Source organism: Dolichospermum sp. UHCC 0406 (assembly GCF_009712025.1).
Taxonomy (GTDB): domain Bacteria; phylum Cyanobacteriota; class Cyanobacteriia; order Cyanobacteriales; family Nostocaceae; genus Dolichospermum; species Dolichospermum lemmermannii.
Map to the genome: position 1 here is coordinate 1 of NZ_VILA01000020.1, position 17458 is coordinate 17458.

Below are 17458 nucleotides of genomic sequence, written 5' to 3' on the forward strand. Positions count from 1 at the left end.
GCATACGATCTACAAGTTCATCACTGGAATCGTGATCCATCAGACAATAGACCCGAAAATTTAGTAGCTTTATGTCCAAAATGTCATCTTAGCTATCATCGAGGTGGTAAGGGTAATGTTTCTGTGGGGCAATTGTCTTTGTTTGATTTGTCGAGGTTTGAGAATCGTTGAGTTTTCTTGGGGGAAATTTTGAACGGGATGCTTGTAGCAGCAATTCCTATCGCACTTATAAGCATCCCGGCTGTAACTCTTTGTGAAACTATTGATAGTTAAGGATTACCAAGGAAATCTCGCTTACCTAGTTCTACACCACAATGTCTAAGAATGTCATAAGCAGTAGTGACATGAAAATAAACATTAGGAAGAATAAAGTAAAGCAGATAGGGCAGTCCCTCAAAATTTATGGTTTCTTTGCCTACTGGTAGAGAAATGGATTTTTCTTCTGAGCCATCAATTTGCTCAGGTGTTAATGTTTCTAGATAAGCGATTGTTTTTTGCAGACGAGCGATAAGTTCAGGAAAGGTGGTTTCGGTGTCTTCCATTTGGGGCGCTTCCAATCCGGCCAGTCTAGCTGCACCTCTTCTAGCAACATCAGAAGCAATTTGAATTTGTCGCGCTAATGGCAACATATCAGGATAGAGTCGGCTATTAATCAGTATTGATGGATCTATTTTTCTAGCTTCTGCGTGTGCAGCACCCTTTTCCAGAATTGCCATGAGATTATTCAGTGAGCGAACAATTGATGGCATTAAGGTTTGATACATGGAAATAGTCATGAAAGTTTCTCCTAAAAACAGGTTTTCAAAACTATTCTCTGCTGATAAGTCACAAAAAGGTAACAGACCGAGATCCTTGTAAAAACCTGCTGTCCGGGTCTGGAAACTGTTGCTGTGTCTAGGTTTCAGCCTTAGCGGACTATTCTCCCGTTTTGGCAGGGTAGCAACTGAAAACCTTTATTGGTAATACTTTTTTGGCTATCTTGCCTCTGGTGACAGCAACGCTAGACTTGGTGGGAAAACCACTACTAAATTTTCTTAGAGGAAAAGAAAATTTGGAAAACACTGGCACATTTTCACAAGAAGAAACCTGTAGGCTAGGAAAAACCTGACAAAATTGTTAAATTAGTTGTGAGAATATAGGTAGTAAGAACATATCTTCCCATAAGTAATGGCTGACTCTACCGATATCGGTGAAATAAATTCTGTCTCTTTATCCTTGACTGCTCCTGTACCCCTAACTGAACACCCCGCCGCTGTTTACCTTGCTTCTTTGGGTGCGGGTTCTCGGCGGACTATGGAACAAGCCCTGAATGCGATCGCCAACATCATAACTGCTAACACTTGCGATGCGCTGACTCTGGACTGGTCTAAACTCCGCTACAAACACACCGCTGCTGTGAGGGTGATTTTGATGGAAAAATATGCCCCGGCAACTGCCAACAAAATGCTTAGTGCTTTACGTCGGGTACTCAAAGAAACTGTGCGTTTGGAACTGATGGATGCCAACGATTTCGCTAGGGCTGTTGATATTCCCTGTATTAAATCTGGGAGGGAACTCAAGGGTCGGTGTCTATCAGAGGGTGAAATTGATGCCTTAATGCAAGTATGTTTTGCTGATCCAACTCCCATTGGTTATAGAGATGCGGCATTAATAGCAATTCTTAGAGGTGCAGTTCCCCTAGTTTCTCCTCTACCTGCTGTAATTCGCTGGTTGCTTCCAGTTTTACACTGCTATCGAACTGCGCTATCAATTCCTGTAATCCTTGCAATAACGCTGTTGTGTGACCGTCGCGGTGGATTTTGGCTAGTTGCCGTACTACCGGAATTAGTACATTAGGCACGCGAATCATTTCACTGGGTAGGGTCTTGTTATTCATGGCGATATCAGTTTTGATATCAATTGTAAACCAAATTTTCCTCTAAGAATTTCCGACTCCCCGGTGTCGGTTCGCAGACAAAGTGAAAATTGTCGCGGACTATGTAAAAATTTGTCGCAGACTAATTGAGAATGACCTTATGTTACCCTTATCCTCTCGTTCTACACGGCGATGCTCCAAAGGAGCCGCCGTAGGCATCGCTACTTACAGAATTATTGCTCCAAAACCTATACTGTAATGAGTTGCGAACTTTTATCCTCATTTGGCGGAAAATTTCAATTAGTCCGCGATTTTGGTAGGAATTTTTCATCTACTCCGCGACAGATTTTCACTTTGTCTGCGACAAGGTAAGTTAGAACCCTGATTATTCCGTTGAAATTTTTTCAATTAGTCTGCGAACCGACACCGGCAGATACCAAAAGATTGCACAAGCAGATTGCCATTGTTGACCTAATTGCTTTACAGTTTGTTTAAGTGTTTCAATAATAACCGAGTAATTTATGATCAAGTTTATAAAAGTCCTAAAAGTCCGATTTTTAATTAGTTTTGCAATTGGGCTACTGATTTGTTCACCAGCACAAGCACAAACTTTAGAATTAGAACCAGAATTACTTGCTAGAAATATACCATCGGTTCATTTACTGTTGGGTAATCCCAGTCAAGCCACAACCAACATCAATAACCCTGATAATGACTTGATGATAAAACCCCAGTATGTACTGTCTTACAATCGCAGTAATGGTACTCCTAATTGGGTAAGTTGGCAGTTAAATAAATCATGGTTTGGGGATGCCCCACGTTAAGATAACTTTAGACCAGATAACACATTACCTGAAGGTTGGGAACGCATCAAACCCACTGCTTATAATGGTTCAGGGTATGATAGAGGTCACATTACCCCATCGGCTGATAGAACCCGTAGCATTGAAGATAATACAGCAACCTTCTTAATGAGTAATATGATGCCCCAAACACCCGATAATAATAGGAATACTTGGGGGAATCTGGAGGATTATTCTAGGGAATTAGTATCACAAGGTAAGGAACTTTATATTATTGCTGGTCCGGTTGGCAGTAAAGGTAAATTGAAAAACCTAGTCACAATTCCCCAATCCACTTGGAAAATTGTTGTAGTCCTAGATCCTGATGCTGGACTCAAGGGTATTACTGCTAATACCCGTGTTATTGCTGTCAATATCCCCAATGATGAACAACTTGATAATAATTGGAAGGTCTTTAGAACCAGTGTGGATACCCTAGAAAAACTAACAGGGTATGATTTTCTCTCTAATGTTTCTCCCAATATTCAACGGGTGATTGAAAGCAAAGTTGATGATCTTTAGGTTTCGATAACTTTTGTGGAAACCCCTGCTATACCATCAGGGGTATTACCGGTAATGTAAACATCAATTTCTCTATTACCTATTTTGTAAACTTGTAAATCTATTAAATTAGTTTTTAAGAGATTCACAAGATTCTGAAACTTTTTCACAGTGGCTTTTTCCTCGTCTTCGTGCCAATCTTCTGCGGTTACAGAGTTTCTAAAGAAATCATCAATTTCCACAAGTTTAACGGGTGTCTCCTGAGAATGACCCGTTTTTTTTAATACTGTAGCTTCATTCAATACTGCGGATTCCCATGCGAAAACCTCAAATGGGTACTCTGATTCACTGGTCATCAGTAACCCGTCGGTGGCTTGTTTTAATATGTTTGTGATGTTGGTCATTTTAGCGTTCACGAAGTGTAGTGTAACTATCCCTAATAATTTAATTTTCTCTAATCCCAGTTTCTCAGTTTTTAGTGTTCCCCACAATTAATGAAAAGTGGGGTTGTTACTTCTAGGACTCTGGTTTATTTTCTAACCACTGTTCTAAATCAGTGATAGAGGAGAAATCCAAGAGCGCTTCACCAAGTAATTCTAACTGCTCAATTGTCAATGTCCGAATTGTCTCAATGAATGATGATTCAATTTCACCAAATCGCCGATTTAATAGTCGGAGAATTAGTTGTTGTTCTCCTTTTAATTCACCGCATTCCATTGCTAATTCTTCTGTTGGACTAATGAAAGGCATTTGATTTTCCTCCTCTAAATGTTTAATTTTAGCTACTAATCCCTGTTGCAATTCTTTGGGTAATGACATCATTTTATCAATGATTTTAAAGAGTTTAACAATTTTTTCTTTTGTTAAGCCTCGCTCGTAAAGTCCCCTAATTAATGTCCATTTCCACTGTTCCCGTTCTGCTAAATTCCCTGTGGTGGCTTTGGTTTTCAAGTGTGCCATTACTATGATAGCAAAGGGATTATCACTTGATTCTAGTTCCTGCCAACGGGATTCATAGTCTAGCAGTTTAGCAATAGGGAACTTCAGACTTAATTCACAATCTAACATGGCTTGATGATAACTGTTAGAGGATGTTTGAAAAGTGGTATTCCGTAATTTTCATCACATTGCTACCCCCCTTTCCCCTTGTAAAGGGGGGAAACAATAAAAATCCAGTTCCCTCCCCTTTACAAGGGGAGGGTTAGGGTGGGGTAAAAAATATTTGATACATCAACCATAACTTTTCAAATACCCTCTTAGGTCGCCAAGTGGAACTTGTGTCTCCTAAAATTGCCAAACTCACAACAAATTGGTGATAAAGGTCAAAGGCTCGGTAATTATAAATGTACATTCGTTCTTCAAAGTCAACATCATATTGACTCTGAATCTCAATATGAATTAAAATCCATACTTGTGTTTTATCCAATAACCAAACTTTGTACAGTTTATCTGCAATCCGTTTTTCAGTTGATGATGAAGCTGTAATTTGTTGCAGTTCTTTATCAAGTGATTCCGGTGGTTTTGTCCAATCAATTGCTTTATAAGCTACAGGAAAGAAGAAGGATAAGAAACTATCAAAATATTCGTTTAATGCTTCTTTCCAGGATTCATCGTAATTTGCCGTGATTTCATTTTTGTTCATAAAATGCTATACTATAAATTGTTATTACAACCTCGGTTTCTCTAATTTAATTTATTTGTGTTTATCTAATATTTTAACTTAAAATAGTTACTTTTTATCAATATTTTATGTTTTAAATAAAGTAAAAACCTATTTTGAACTACGGATAAGTTTTGATTGATTTAGATACTAAAACGGCAATGTTTACGAAAATTGATTCAGTTACCATTATTAATCATGTTACTTTATTGGTATTCTATACAGAAGCCCATTGTTGGCAGTTCCGGTTAATTACTGCTGGTGGTGAGGTGTTTGGTGAACGCAAGCTTTACTACAGTCCAGAAGCAGCAGAAAAAGCCGGTCGTGAATGGATTTTTCAGGATAGTTGATTTTTGGAGTTCATTCTTAGAGGATAAGGCATTAATTGATTTTTTAATGCTGATAAACTTTATTCAGTAAGATATATATAGGTAAATAATTAAGTGAAATTATGCACAAGCAAATCAAGAAAATAGTTTTTCTGGTCACTTCAACTTCAATAATGAGTTTATCATTATCGCAGGTAAGTATTGCTGCACCGAAAGGGTTTAAGACCCCCAGCGGTAATATGTTCTGTGAGCTACTTGAAGGTGGTGATACCAGTACAAATAGTTTACGCTGTGAAATTGCTAGTTCACTGAAACCTCAACCTCCTCAACCCTATCCTGGATATTGTTCATTTGACTGGGGACGTGGTTTAATGTTACCTGCAACAAGTAAACCGGAAATTCTTTGTATCAGTGATACCATTGCTAACCCGAATAAATCTGTCCTTAGTTATGGTAAAACTTGGAATAATGGCGGGTTTAAGTGTGTTTCCCAAAAAACCGGACTGACTTGCACTAACTCTAATAATATTGGGTTCTTCCTGAGTCGGGAAAAATGGCGAGTGTTGGGTATCTCAAAATAAATGCTAAACATTGGATTGTGTATCTTTAAGCATCCGACGAGCTAATTTAACGTAGGTTTTCGCTGTGGTGTAAGGTATTTCTAAATCCTCAGCTATTACCTGTAATGATTCCCCCATTTCCCGCCGGGCTAAAATCGTTGCCCAAGTTGTAGCAATTTTTTCCGTGCGTTCTCCTCCTATCCGTTTACGTTGTGCTGTGAATATTGTTGTCAATTTCTCAATGCGTTCTGGTAGCAGATTTGTTATAATTGTAGAAGATGTATTTGATTCTGGGTTTACCCAGTCTAAGCAGGTTTGTCCGAGTCCAAAGGTAGTTTTGTGGCCTGTTCCACAGTAGGGAGCAAGTTGGACTAAAGCATAAAATAATTGGGTAAATTCAATGTTATTTAAAGCAGTTTTAGTTAATTCTAGAGAAATTGCCCCTGTAAAACCAGTGACAGAACCCCGTTTACCTGCTGCAACTTTGACTGATTCTAAGCGATGTTTGTGAATGATGACGTTTTCATCTATCCATTCTAGAAAAGCATCTTGTTCTATGGGCATTCCTGAAAAATCATTCCAGCGTCTGAGGTAACTATGGAAAAGATTGAAGGGAACAGGAAGGGGAAAATGATGCCCTTTACGGCGAAAACTGGTAGGGGAAATAAAACTCAGATTAATGTTTTTATGGTTGATAGATGATTGTAGTAGTTTGTTGTAAGTAGTTGGTGGATTAACAATACTTATCTGTTTTACTTGTAAGCAAGCATCCCTTAATTTCAAAGTAGTTGGCGGTTGTATTAACCACTGACTCAAGAACTGAACTACTGGTTGAGAAATAGCGTTTATCTGCCAACGATATATTTGATTTGATTGCAGTTGTAGTTGTTTTCCGGTGGGAAGTAATTGACCTTCTAGTGCAGAAATGCTGAAGGGTTTTTCTGACTCACCATCATGTAAATATGCTGAAAGCGTTGGGTTAATTTGCCGCACTTGATCCAGAAACCAAGCATGAAGTCCAATGGTATATTGCGAATATAGAGCGGTGGAATCAGTTACTTCTAGGTCAAAAACTAAGCTAACTAATTCGGTATCATCTGCCCATATTAAAGGGGTGTTTTTTGATGGGTTTTTACGGTTGCTAGATGTAGCTAGTTCTGACATTTTTTTTAATGCTACATGATTTGATACTCAATATTTTACAACCTTTTAGTCCCCTTGTGGGGATTAAGTAATAAGAAACTTGGAGATGTAAATAGCGATCGCTGTTTCAGTCCCCTTGCCGGGATTAATTATGTGGAAACCAAATTGGTGATCCTCGCAGTAGAAAAACTGATAAGTTTCAGTCCCCTTACGGGGATTAATTATGTGGAAACGCAAACTGAGATCGTGGATAGATATTATCCAGGGTAGTTTCAGTCCCCTTGCGGGGATTAGATATGTGGAAACAAGAATACCCAGTGCAATCAGAGCTAAGATGGCTAACTGTTTCAGTCCCCTTGCGGGGATTAGATATGTGGAAACAAGACTAGACCTGGTAGAAAAGCTATCAAAGTATCGTTTCAGTCCCCTTGCGGGGATTAGATATGTGGAAACGTAGTGGACCAAGTGCTCCTGCTATCAATGCTATTGGGTTTCAGTCCCCTTGCGGGGATTAGATATGTGGAAACGTTGCAAGCTATGGGATCTCACACTACTGTTGTGTTTCAGTCCCCTTGCGGGGATTAGATATGTGGAAACAAAAGGGCGTTTAGCACCACTTCTCCGGGTTTTTCCTGTTTCAGTCCCCTTGCGGGGATTAGATATGTGGAAACAATTAGCTTGACTAGCCGTAGTCATTAAATTATTGTTTCAGTCCCCTTGCGGGGATTAGATATGTGGAAACGTCTGGGATATTTTCGTAACGTGAAGCCCTTGATGTGTTTCAGTCCCCTTGCGGGGATTAGATATGTGGAAACGATATCGTGGTTACGCCGGATGTGTTGGCTAAGTTTTGTTTCAGTCCCCTTGCGGGGATTAGATATGTGGAAACTTTAACGGAACTACTGCTCCAGCCTCAACAACTACCTTGTTTCAGTCCCCTTGCGGGGATTAGATATGTGGAAACTACCGGAGTTCGTTTAATCAATCGTGGTGCTATGTTTCAGTCCCCTTGCGGGGATTAGATATGTGGAAACTGAAAAATTATGCCAATGGACAAAACCCGCTGAATTGTTTCAGTCCCCTTGCGGGGATTAGATATGTGGAAACTTGGAAATCATCGAATAAGGATGATGCAGCACAACAAAAAGTTTCAGTCCCCTTGCGGGGATTAGATATGTGGAAACAGATCCCCTGCCTCTCCCCAAAAATTTACCACTCTAATGTTTCAGTCCCCTTGCGGGGATTAGATATGTGGAAACAAAAGTAGTAGGATTAATTGATGCTGTCTTATTAGTTTCAGTCCCCTTGCGGGGATTAGATATGTGGAAACAAGCTGCACTTAATGGTTATTTGTCTCATTGTAGAATGTTTCAGTCCCCTTGCGGGGATTAGATATGTGGAAACGCGTCATTCCTGACATGAGTCAAGATGGTTCTATGAAGCGTTTCAGTCCCCTTGCGGGGATTAGATATGTGGAAACATAAACTAAAACACAAAGGAATCGCATCATGGCTTGTTTCAGTCCCCTTGCGGGGATTAGATATGTGGAAACTTGAACTCTCTGCTGTTTTTGGAACAGACTACTCGTTTCAGTCCCCTTGCGGGGATTAGATATGTGGAAACCTCAGCTTACATAAAAGAATCGGGAAACATAGGTTTTGCGTTTCAGTCCCCTTGCGGGGATTAGATATGTGGAAACTTTGTCTCTATCTCATTTAGGTATTCAACTACTGGGGAAGTTTCAGTCCCCTTGCGGGGATTAGATATGTGGAAACCGTTGGATTAAAGACAGAAACAAAATTTGGATAAATGTTTCAGTCCCCTTGCGGGGATTAGATATGTGGAAACCTGAACCGCCTTCTAACTCCCACCGTTGCTTAACTTTTTGTTTCAGTCCCCTTGCGGGGATTAGATATGTGGAAACTTCCTGAACCATAGCACAAAAAAATTTACAGCGCAAGTCGTTTCAGTCCCCTTGCGGGGATTAGATATGTGGAAACAAAACTATTAAAAGCTGCTGTCCCGAACCACGCTATGTTTCAGTCCCCTTGCGGGGATTAGATATGTGGAAACCAAAATCTTTCACGGACTAGGAAGATTAAACGAGGGTTTCAGTCCCCTTGCGGGGATTAGATATGTGGAAACCTAACATATATTTAATTGTTCTACAAAACAATTTCTGTTTCAGTCCCCTTGCGGGGATTAGATATGTGGAAACATAGAGCTTTCAAAAATCGAACACGACGAAATAAGTTTCAGTCCCCTTGCGGGGATTAGATATGTGGAAACACTAAAACCATGCTCAGACAAAATTTTAGCTATCTGTTTCAGTCCCCTTGCGGGGATTAGATATGTGGAAACAGTTGAACGTGGTTTATTCTTGAGTTGTCCCATTTTTGTTTCAGTCCCCTTGCGGGGATTAGATATGTGGAAACAAGGGGTAAATAAAAAATATTTTTATTTGAATAATTGGTAGTTTCAGTCCCCTTGCGGGGATTAGATATGTGGAAACTAAAAACCTATGCCCTTTTAGGATTGGCTGCTGATGTTTCAGTCCCCTTGCGGGGATTAGATATGTGGAAACATATTCTTTGGGTCAATGATGTTCCAAGCATTGATAGTTTCAGTCCCCTTGCGGGGATTAGATATGTGGAAACTTATAAGCTTTGGCTACAAGATAAAAAAGAACAAGAAGGTTTCAGTCCCCTTGCGGGGATTAGATATGTGGAAACTCTTTATCCTTAATACCCTGGAGTCCATCAAGAATAGTTTCAGTCCCCTTGCGGGGATTAGATATGTGGAAACCCCGCCGTCTGAAACATAAACTGGGGGCGGAATCCAGAGACGATTTTGGCGGACCTCTCAAAAAACCTTATTTCAGGCTTTGGGTCAAGCACAAACTGAAACTAATGAAACGCTGAAAGTATTTAGTTGTCAAGGTTCTGGCTGTTTGGCGAATCTCCAGGGTTTTTGACCCCGCTCTAGGTCTGCCAAAAATTTAAGCTGATGTATCAATTATATAATGATAGCCTGTTCTTGTCTAGGAATTTCCGAACCATAAGTAATAGTTCTTTTCACACTCCCAGCATCCAGCACATACATTCTAATAGAATCCTCATCAGACTTGATCAGTTTTTCTATCTTGGCTTGCAACTGAGCAAATTGTACAGCAGTCAAAAAACACTCAAACACACTGTATTGAGTCCACTTACCATAACCACTGAGCATTTTATGTAAACGAGTCCGGCGTTTATTGGCAGCTTTATTGTCAGGTAAATCATAAATAATCAGATAAAACAGTGTTGTCATCTTAGTGATAAAGGTTTGTAGGGAACACCCTCTTGTAAATGACGACTTAGTAACCGTGCTTGTAATTCTATTGCTCGTCTGTAGGTACAACGATAATCAAACACAGGATGTTTAAATTCATCATTCATTTTTTGGTCAAAAGCTTTCAGAAAAGTTTTCCTTGCATTGTCTTTTAACCGATAAGCTCCCAAACTTTCATTAAAATCTTTGGGTTTGATTTCGTGTTTATGCAATAATGACAACACCAAATTATCAGCAATCAAAGCCCGAAATTCCTCCATCAAATCCAACACCATTGCCGGTTGACCATGATGAACTTCGTGGAGATAGCCAATATAAGGATCTAATCCTGCTACATGAACACCAGCCATGACTTGACCTTGTAATAAAGCATAGGCAAAACTGAGTAAAGAATTTACAGGGTCAGTAGGTGGACGGCGATTTCTACCATTAAAAGTCCATTGTTTACCTATCATGCGTTGCCAACAAGCAAAATATTCCTTAGCCGCTAAACCTTCCACACCACGAACTTGATCTATATTTTGTTGAGTTTTAACTAAAACTTTCCGTTCTTTAAGCGGATTATCCTTTTCATTATGTCGGTACAAGACATTATATTGATTATGAATCTTTGCTGTGACAATTGCCTTAACTAATTCCAAACGCCGCACAGGATCATGATAAACTGCATACTGTGCTAATCTCAATTGACCATTACGAGAAGACTTAGGTAAAGCTGAACCCAAGTATTTACCAAAACTAGAAAGATAATGCACTGGCATTCCCAATTCTAAAGCATAGACAAAAGCATCGCCGGTGACTTGGGGATTACCCATCAAAATAACTTCGTCTACTGTTTGAGCCGCAACCTTTTGTTTTTTCCAAGAACCATCTTCTTGTTTCAAAGCAACTTGAAAAGCTTCATAATCTTTGCTTAAAACAGCATCGGGTTGAATGATATAAAGAGTAGTCATAATTTAATATTCTTGACGTTGTAATTGTTTGACTTCAAAGGGTAAACAAATTCCTTGCAGACTACATGATTGACATTTTTTAGGATGATCAATAGGTGCTGGCATTTTGTTTTGACTTGCAACATGAGCGAGTGCTATAGCCTGTTCTGTCATTTGCCTTAATTGCGGTGTAAATGCCACAGTTTGTCTTCTGCGGTTGGCATGATAAAATATTTCACCATAGGTAATCGTGCGACCCGTGCGTTCTTCCAAACATAAAGCCGCAGCACAAACTTGAAAATGGTCATTTAGGTGTTGTGCCATCTTGCCTTTTTTGTATTCCACAGGCACAAGTTGACCATCGTATTCCTCAACAGCATCAATAATCCCGGAAACCTTGAGGCGTTCTGACCACACCCATTGTTGTTGATGAATCAGCGTTTCATCTTCCTGAAAAGTGCCTTCTTCATTAATATTGCGATGGACATGACGACCTAAGATAATATGTTCATTGTCTGCCATTTCACCTAACACATATTCTAGGTAAAATCGTCGAGGACAATATTCCCAGGCATTCAAGTAAGCTAATGGTAAATAATCTTCATTCATTTTATTTGGTAATTGGTAATTGGTAATTGGTGATTGGTGATTGGTGATTGGTGATTGGTGATTGGTAATTGGTAATTGGTGATTGGTGATTGGTAATTGGTGCGTCAGATTTTGGGTTTAAGTATTTAAGCAACAATCTTTGATTCTGACGCATTCTACAGTGTTCATTTTTAATTCTTAATTTTGACCTGTCCCATACCCATAGCTGTTTTACGTCCAACTCCAGAAAAGACAGCGAAGTTAGCTAAAATAGTGGCAATTCTGGCTTCTTCGGGGTTTGGAAACCGATATTTTATCCAGCCGACAGTACCAATTTCTGCTCCTGCTTCCATCTTCAAAGCATGGGTTTTCAGTTCAAAAGCAGAAACTAAACCTTGCCATTCAACTTGAGGAAATTGTAATTCTGCGGGTGCAAATCTATTCCAACGACGTAGTAAACTGTTAAATACTAAATCAGGTAATGGGAATGGTTGGATATTTTGATTCTGTTTAAAACTGGTGGGAGAGAGAAATTGCAAAGTGATATCACTAGAAACTGATGTATTTGCCAATATGGTGTAATCAGAGGAATCTACTAGAGGATGAGTCCCTGGTAGTGAATAAATACTACGAATTACAAAGGGGCATTTTCCTAAATAAATAGATTTATTGTGGGAAGATTCTATACCCTGTAGCAAAGGTTGAATTAAATTACTATCTAAAAGAGAGATCCGAACAACAAAATCATCACCTAGTTGTATACCTTGTTTGCGACGATAACCAATTAATCCTGATAAACTCAAAGGTGATTCTTGACTATCATGAACTGCCGTTGCTATTTGTGCATCTCCTAAACTTAACCATTGCATAACTTGAGCATGAATCGCTCTACCTAATGTAGTGGGAATAGTGCTTTCACTAGCAGCACCTAATTGAATTACTAAACTTTGTAAAGTCATAATTTTAGGAAGATACAACTGTACTTGCGCCATAAGCTACTCCCACAGGTAAACAAGTTTTATCGGGTAATTCATAATAATCTCCAGTTAGTTGAGCTTGACTAACTAAACTTGCTGGGGGCATAACAATTCGGTTGTAAAGCAATAATTTGGTTGATGAGGACAAATCCAAAGGATTTAAAGGATGCTTGGTAATATATTGTCCTGATTTTTCTTTGATATCTGTAATTTCCCTCTTTTCAATTCTTATTTTAGATGACCATTTACCTAATCTAATCCACCTGGGAATTTTGATAGTTTCATGAGCTATAATATAAGTCTTATAGTGACTACCTACAGCCAATTCTTTAGCCCTTCCATAGTTAACAGGGTAATTGCGTTTTGCTCCTTCACCACCAAATTGTGCAGATTTACCATAATAGGAAACTTGGGCGGCTTTAAAAGTGTTTACTTGATATGACCAAGTAATCGGTAAAGCCGGAAAAACATAAATCCCAGCTTCATTTAGATGTAAAAGATTTTGTTCTTGACTAGAATCTAAATAACTGGGTTTTTGGGTATTTATACCTTTTAGGCGATAAGGTCTAGGAATATACGCAGTTTCAAAAAAGGCAAAACTCAACGCCCAATTGTGCAGATATTTCTCAGTTTCGTAGAGAATACCCATTTCCCGACTTGCAAAAAAAACATTATCATGCAAAGTTAAATCACATTGGTAGAAAATCATATTATTCAAAAGTTGTTAATTTAAAAATTGTAGGTTGGGTTAAGCAAAGCGAAACCCAACATTACCGACAAGCTTGATTTTTTAACTCTATTTACCTTTGCCTTTTTTAGCTACAGCACCGTAAGTTTCAGCATAGGTTTTGGTTTGTTGATATAGCGTTGTTAGGGTATTTTGCAAAGCGGTTTCATTTTGATAAATAGCTAAAGTTTCACCTAATAAATCAGTTAATTGAGAACCCATAATTACTTGAGTTTTCCGTACTGGTTCTTGATTGAGTAAATTAGTTGTCACTTCTGCTGCTTTGGCAATAATATCTACAATTGGTGCATTGATATCTGGTTTCAACGCATCATACAATGCCTGAGTTAAATGTAAATTACTAAAGATTTCACCATCACATAAAACAATACCAATAATATGATTTGACATTGTTCCTGTCCGTGATTCCTGTGCGCCATAACGACGGGTTCGCATTAGATTTCCTAACACATACAAAAAGCCTTCAAATGTAGGATCACGCAGGGTTTCTACAGTAGGGAATGTGACTTCTGGGAGAACATGATCTAATTCATTAATTGATGATCTTACTTTGTTATTGTCGGTTCTTTTAGGATCATCATAATCTAACATCATTGTTCCTGTTTCACTTAAAGCATTAAAAGTCAAACTCTTATGGGAATCTTCATAAGGAGTTAAAGAAAAAGCTGAATCAGAATAAAGTTTAGAACGTTCTGAACCGCTATCACCAACAGCAAAACCATAAATGATACAATCTGGACATTTACCACAAAATTGTTCTGAACCGTATCTACAAAAATTTTCAGCTTTCTTATCTTCTGAGTTGATAAAATTTAATGAACGTAAAAGTTCTCTCCCCACTAATCGCTCAGGACTAACTTGTTTACGTTTAAACATAACTAAACGACTCATGGATTGTTGATTTTTAGGATCTAAACCAGCTTGAGTTCGCGCAGTATTGAGAACACCATCGGTTTGAAATACGGAAAAAGATTGACTATGGCGTAACATGATAAAGTGGATATATTTGCCAGATGCTAACCGGGGAAAAGCAGGATGAAATTCGGATTTTAGGGTGGTTAAGTTCATGTTTTTTATTCCTTATGATTCAGGTTTTTCAGTATTTTTTGATTGCAAAGCTAACCAACGATAGGCAAATTCAACCCCGGATTTAATGCGGTTGCGGTTTTCTTGGAGCAGTGCGCGATCGCCTTTATAAAGTCCCAGAAATAAATCATCAACACAGGTACTTGTAAACTGATGAATTGCCGTTAATTCCTGCTCTTTACGAGTTTTGTAATCCGTAGATTTATCTACCAAATAAGGTTTATAAACCCTTTGTCTTTCCAAAGCATCATATAATTGTCCTGCTACTTCTAAAATCAAATCTTCCTTAGCAATATCTTCAGGAACTTTTAGAATTATCTCTAATGCTTTAGAAATTGGTAACAGAATCGCATGACTTGATTCACTCACATTCACTTGATAAAATTGGCGATATTCTGTCACCAAACGTTTAATTAAATCCATTTTATCCTCCATATTTGGATCTCCTTTTACCCAGGTTTGGGCATAATTCCAAATTCGTTTAACATCTTCTTCTCCTGGTTCTTTTTTAGTTTTACTATTACGAAAACCTTCGTTAGAAATAGCAAAGATATTTAAAACATCTGTGACTAAATCTCTCACTGTTCCGTTTAATGCTTGCCATCTTGCATCAGGCTTTTTACTCCTATTATCTAAATGTAAACTGTAGACTATTAAAAGCCGGGTTAAGGCATTTTCTACCTCATCTAGTCTTAATGATGTAGATGTGTTGAGCAAATTCCAAAAACCAGCAGATCCATCAAGTTTGACCGTCTCAAGAAATTCTTGATCACTGGCATAAATTGGATCAGAACTAGGAGTAGTAACCACTTTTACACCAAGAAACAAAGGTAAAACTAAGGATAAAAAAGCAGGTTCTACCCAAGCATCTGTTATAGTTTTACCCAATGTTTTTGTATATTTCATTGCCATAAAAGGCATATCTACAGTTGAGTAATCACTACCATATCTTCCTAATTCTGGTTCTTTGTCTATCCATTCCATATTCCTTAATTCGTGTAGCTGCATACCCGATTTTTGCCAATGTGTACGAATGTCCCAGAGATTTGTTTTTTGTAATTTATTTACTAATAACCCGACTGCACAAGCTATTTGTGGTGAATAAAGGTAAGCGGGGAAAATGTACATAAATATTGGCTGTTGGTCTTCTAATTTACCTGCGGGTGCATTCCAATATGCTTGACGCAATAGCATTTCTAATGACCAAATTTTAGAAATACCGCGTTTAATTCTGCCACCTCCTAAAGCATTTTTATTACTGTATTGTTGTGGTTTAAATAACACTACAGAATCTAGCTGTTCTTCTGCAATAAATTCTCCAGAACTGAGAGAACATATTGCTTTATTACTAACTTTTGAGTCACTGTAAGCTGTTAACTCTTTTTGAAAATTAGAGGTACAATTTTCCCAACCTGCTATTTCTAAGTATTCGGAAATATAGGTAAAGAAAATTTCACGAGTTAAATTAGTATGTTCAGGTAATAAATTGTTTTCATTAGCCCAATTTGCTAAACTCTCACTCAAGTTTGTCAGTAACTCTGTAATATCTTCTGACTCTGGGCGCAAATCAATATTATTAGGAAGAGATGCGATATAGTGGGCTGCCACTTGATACCAGCCATAATTGACACCGCCTGATTGAAATTGACTTTGTTCTGGTGTAATTTTGTCTTGTAAATTAAGTTTTGCAAGAATCCAATTTATATATTTTTCCCGATTTTCTGAGTTTTCAAAAAACTCTCTTTGAGTGATAACAATAAACTCTGCAAAACGGTCAGCCCAAACATTAGCACCATCCGCTAAATATGCTCTTTCACTATCAGAAAGACTAATTTTTTCTAGTCTTTTTGGTGTAGCCGGATCTTTGATATTCTTAACTTTTGCTATCATAACATCAGCCAGTTGAATAATCAAATCTGCGGGTGAAAATAATTCTCTTGTTAATGGAGCTATTTTTATGCCTTTTCCATCTCTCACAAAACCAACTTCTCCATTGCTGAAAAAATCTTTTAGTCCTTCCTGATTCCTATGATTATCTCCATTGAGAATATTTTCCCATGTAAATTCTTGAATTTCTAATAGTGTTGGTAAATTGAATTTGAGAGGAGCTAAATATACTACACCTTGAGCAAAATATAAAATTGGTTGCCAATCTAATTTACTAGCAATTTTAACAAATGCATTATGAATTTGATTGGTTAATAAACCGCGACAATCTCGTAAACGATGGTAAACTAAACTTCTTTCAATCTCTAAATTTTCTAGCGATTTATGTAACTGTTTACCTCTTGTAAAATTGATGAGTATTTCCGATGGATCTTGGATATGAACTGCTATATCTCCAAATCTTAACAGTTCGCATAATCTTACACGATCAGGATAATCTAAACTAAATGTTTTATCATCAACTTCCCAATTAGATGAACGAAGATTACTGGCATTTTTAGCTTGAGTATTTTGTGCTAAAAAACAAATATCCAATAGATAATCTTCCCAGTCTGTCCAAAATTCTGCAAAATTCAAATCTTTTGCTAGTTGATAACATAATTCTCGGATTTTTGAGGTTTCATGAGCGCCAGGAGTCTGAATTTTTTGACTATAATAATATTTATCATAATCATGAAGTGTAAAACCTAAACAAAGTAATTTTTGTTCTGTTTCTGTTAATGTTTCCGGTAGATATTTACTCAAATTCCATGCTGTTAATAAACCATTGATTACATGAACTAATAAACTTTGATCTGCATTTTTGTTAAAAGGTGCTATCGAACTACCTAAAGCTGGAATAAGTGAAAAAGTATTTTCCATTGCAGGTAATACAGTTTCCATAAATGACATTAAAACTGTATTCTTTTCCTGTTTACTTAATGTTTCAATGATTAATCTAACTAAAATTGTTTTCATGGC

General features: G+C 37.9%; 14 protein-coding genes, 4 pseudogenes and 1 CRISPR repeat array. Of the genes and pseudogenes, 5 read left to right on the forward strand and 13 right to left on the reverse strand.

Annotated elements, in window-relative coordinates; translation table 11 throughout:
- On the forward strand, positions 1-171 hold a 171-nt coding region (locus tag FJR09_RS18555), incomplete at its 5' end, for an HNH endonuclease signature motif containing protein (protein WP_168654155.1).
- Between the two features lie 98 nt (positions 172-269).
- Here the strand turns inward: FJR09_RS18555 and FJR09_RS18560 are convergent.
- Entirely contained in the window at positions 270-776 is a 507-nt protein-coding gene (locus tag FJR09_RS18560; RefSeq protein ID WP_168653721.1) for a DUF1993 family protein, read from the reverse strand.
- Positions 777-1167: 391 nt separating this feature from the next.
- Here FJR09_RS18560 and FJR09_RS18565 point away from each other — a divergent pair.
- A pseudogene (locus FJR09_RS18565) lies at positions 1168-1671 on the forward strand (integrase); the annotation flags it as partial.
- Here FJR09_RS18565 and FJR09_RS25465 read toward each other — a convergent pair.
- A pseudogene (locus tag FJR09_RS25465) lies at positions 1670-1876 on the reverse strand (hypothetical protein); the annotation flags it as partial. The pseudogenes FJR09_RS18565 and FJR09_RS25465 overlap by 2 nt on opposite strands.
- A gap of 500 nt (positions 1877-2376) precedes the next feature.
- Between FJR09_RS25465 and FJR09_RS18575 the strand changes: the two are divergent.
- Positions 2377-3219, forward strand: a pseudogene (locus tag FJR09_RS18575) (DNA/RNA non-specific endonuclease).
- On the opposite strand, the gene FJR09_RS18580 reads toward FJR09_RS18575, so the two are convergent.
- Entirely contained in the window at positions 3216-3602 is a 387-nt protein-coding gene (locus tag FJR09_RS18580) for a nuclease A inhibitor family protein (protein ID WP_053541310.1), read from the reverse strand. The pseudogene FJR09_RS18575 and the gene FJR09_RS18580 overlap by 4 nt on opposite strands.
- A gap of 112 nt (positions 3603-3714) precedes the next feature.
- Positions 3715-4840 (reverse strand): annotated as a pseudogene (locus FJR09_RS26240) (DUF4351 domain-containing protein).
- Positions 4841-5019: 179 nt separating this feature from the next.
- On the opposite strand from FJR09_RS26240, the gene FJR09_RS18595 reads away from it, so the two are divergent.
- Together FJR09_RS18595 and FJR09_RS18600 are read left to right on the forward strand one after the other, a co-directional pair.
- Positions 5020-5208: a hypothetical protein gene (locus tag FJR09_RS18595; protein WP_168654160.1), complete on the forward strand. Its 189-nt coding sequence runs from the start codon at positions 5020-5022 to the stop codon at positions 5206-5208.
- 152 nt (positions 5209-5360) lie between these two features.
- On the forward strand, positions 5361-5768 hold the full coding sequence (locus tag FJR09_RS18600; protein WP_254433147.1) for a DUF6636 domain-containing protein: 408 nt from the start codon (positions 5361-5363) through the stop codon (positions 5766-5768).
- 3 nt (positions 5769-5771) lie between these two features.
- Here FJR09_RS18600 and cas6 (FJR09_RS18605) read toward each other — a convergent pair whose 3' ends face one another.
- From cas6 (FJR09_RS18605) to cas10d, 9 genes are all read right to left on the reverse strand, one after another.
- Positions 5772-6911 carry a CRISPR-associated endoribonuclease Cas6 gene (gene cas6 / locus FJR09_RS18605; protein WP_168652982.1) on the reverse strand — a complete coding sequence of 380 codons (1140 nt, stop codon included), beginning with the start codon at positions 6909-6911 and terminating at the stop codon, positions 5772-5774.
- Positions 6912-6953: 42 nt separating this feature from the next.
- Positions 6954-9695: direct repeats of the CRISPR family, unit length 37 nt; unit sequence GTTTCAGTCCCCTTGCGGGGATTAGATATGTGGAAAC.
- 210 nt (positions 9696-9905) lie between these two features.
- Positions 9906-10199, reverse strand: a complete 294-nt coding sequence (gene cas2, locus FJR09_RS18610) for a CRISPR-associated endonuclease Cas2 (RefSeq protein ID WP_053539799.1) — start codon at positions 10197-10199, stop codon at positions 9906-9908.
- The gene (gene cas1d / locus FJR09_RS18615; RefSeq protein ID WP_053539798.1) at positions 10196-11173 is read right to left on the reverse strand and encodes a type I-D CRISPR-associated endonuclease Cas1d; all 978 of its coding nucleotides are present in this window, start codon (positions 11171-11173) and stop codon (positions 10196-10198) included. Before cas1d ends, cas2 begins: the two co-directional genes overlap by 4 nt.
- A gap of 3 nt (positions 11174-11176) precedes the next feature.
- Positions 11177-11761 carry a CRISPR-associated protein Cas4 gene (gene cas4 / locus FJR09_RS18620; protein WP_168652983.1) on the reverse strand — a complete coding sequence of 195 codons (585 nt, stop codon included), beginning with the start codon at positions 11759-11761 and terminating at the stop codon, positions 11177-11179.
- A 1-nt stretch (position 11762) separates the two neighbouring features.
- The gene (locus FJR09_RS18625; protein WP_168652984.1) at positions 11763-11915 is read right to left on the reverse strand and encodes an alpha/beta hydrolase; all 153 of its coding nucleotides are present in this window, start codon (positions 11913-11915) and stop codon (positions 11763-11765) included.
- A gap of 16 nt (positions 11916-11931) precedes the next feature.
- Positions 11932-12699 carry a CRISPR-associated endoribonuclease Cas6 gene (gene cas6, locus FJR09_RS18630; protein ID WP_081424381.1) on the reverse strand — a complete coding sequence of 256 codons (768 nt, stop codon included), beginning with the start codon at positions 12697-12699 and terminating at the stop codon, positions 11932-11934.
- 4 nt (positions 12700-12703) lie between these two features.
- On the reverse strand, positions 12704-13426 hold the full coding sequence (cas5d, locus tag FJR09_RS18635) for a type I-D CRISPR-associated protein Cas5/Csc1 (protein WP_168652985.1): 723 nt from the start codon (positions 13424-13426) through the stop codon (positions 12704-12706).
- 87 nt (positions 13427-13513) lie between these two features.
- Positions 13514-14533 (reverse strand): type I-D CRISPR-associated protein Cas7/Csc2, encoded by a 1020-nt coding sequence (gene cas7d / locus FJR09_RS18640; RefSeq protein WP_053539794.1) that lies wholly within the window; start codon positions 14531-14533, stop codon positions 13514-13516.
- 12 nt (positions 14534-14545) lie between these two features.
- Positions 14546-17455: a type I-D CRISPR-associated protein Cas10d/Csc3 gene (gene cas10d / locus FJR09_RS18645; RefSeq protein ID WP_168652986.1), complete on the reverse strand. Its 2910-nt coding sequence runs from the start codon at positions 17453-17455 to the stop codon at positions 14546-14548.
- Between the last annotated feature and the right edge of the window lie 3 nt (positions 17456-17458).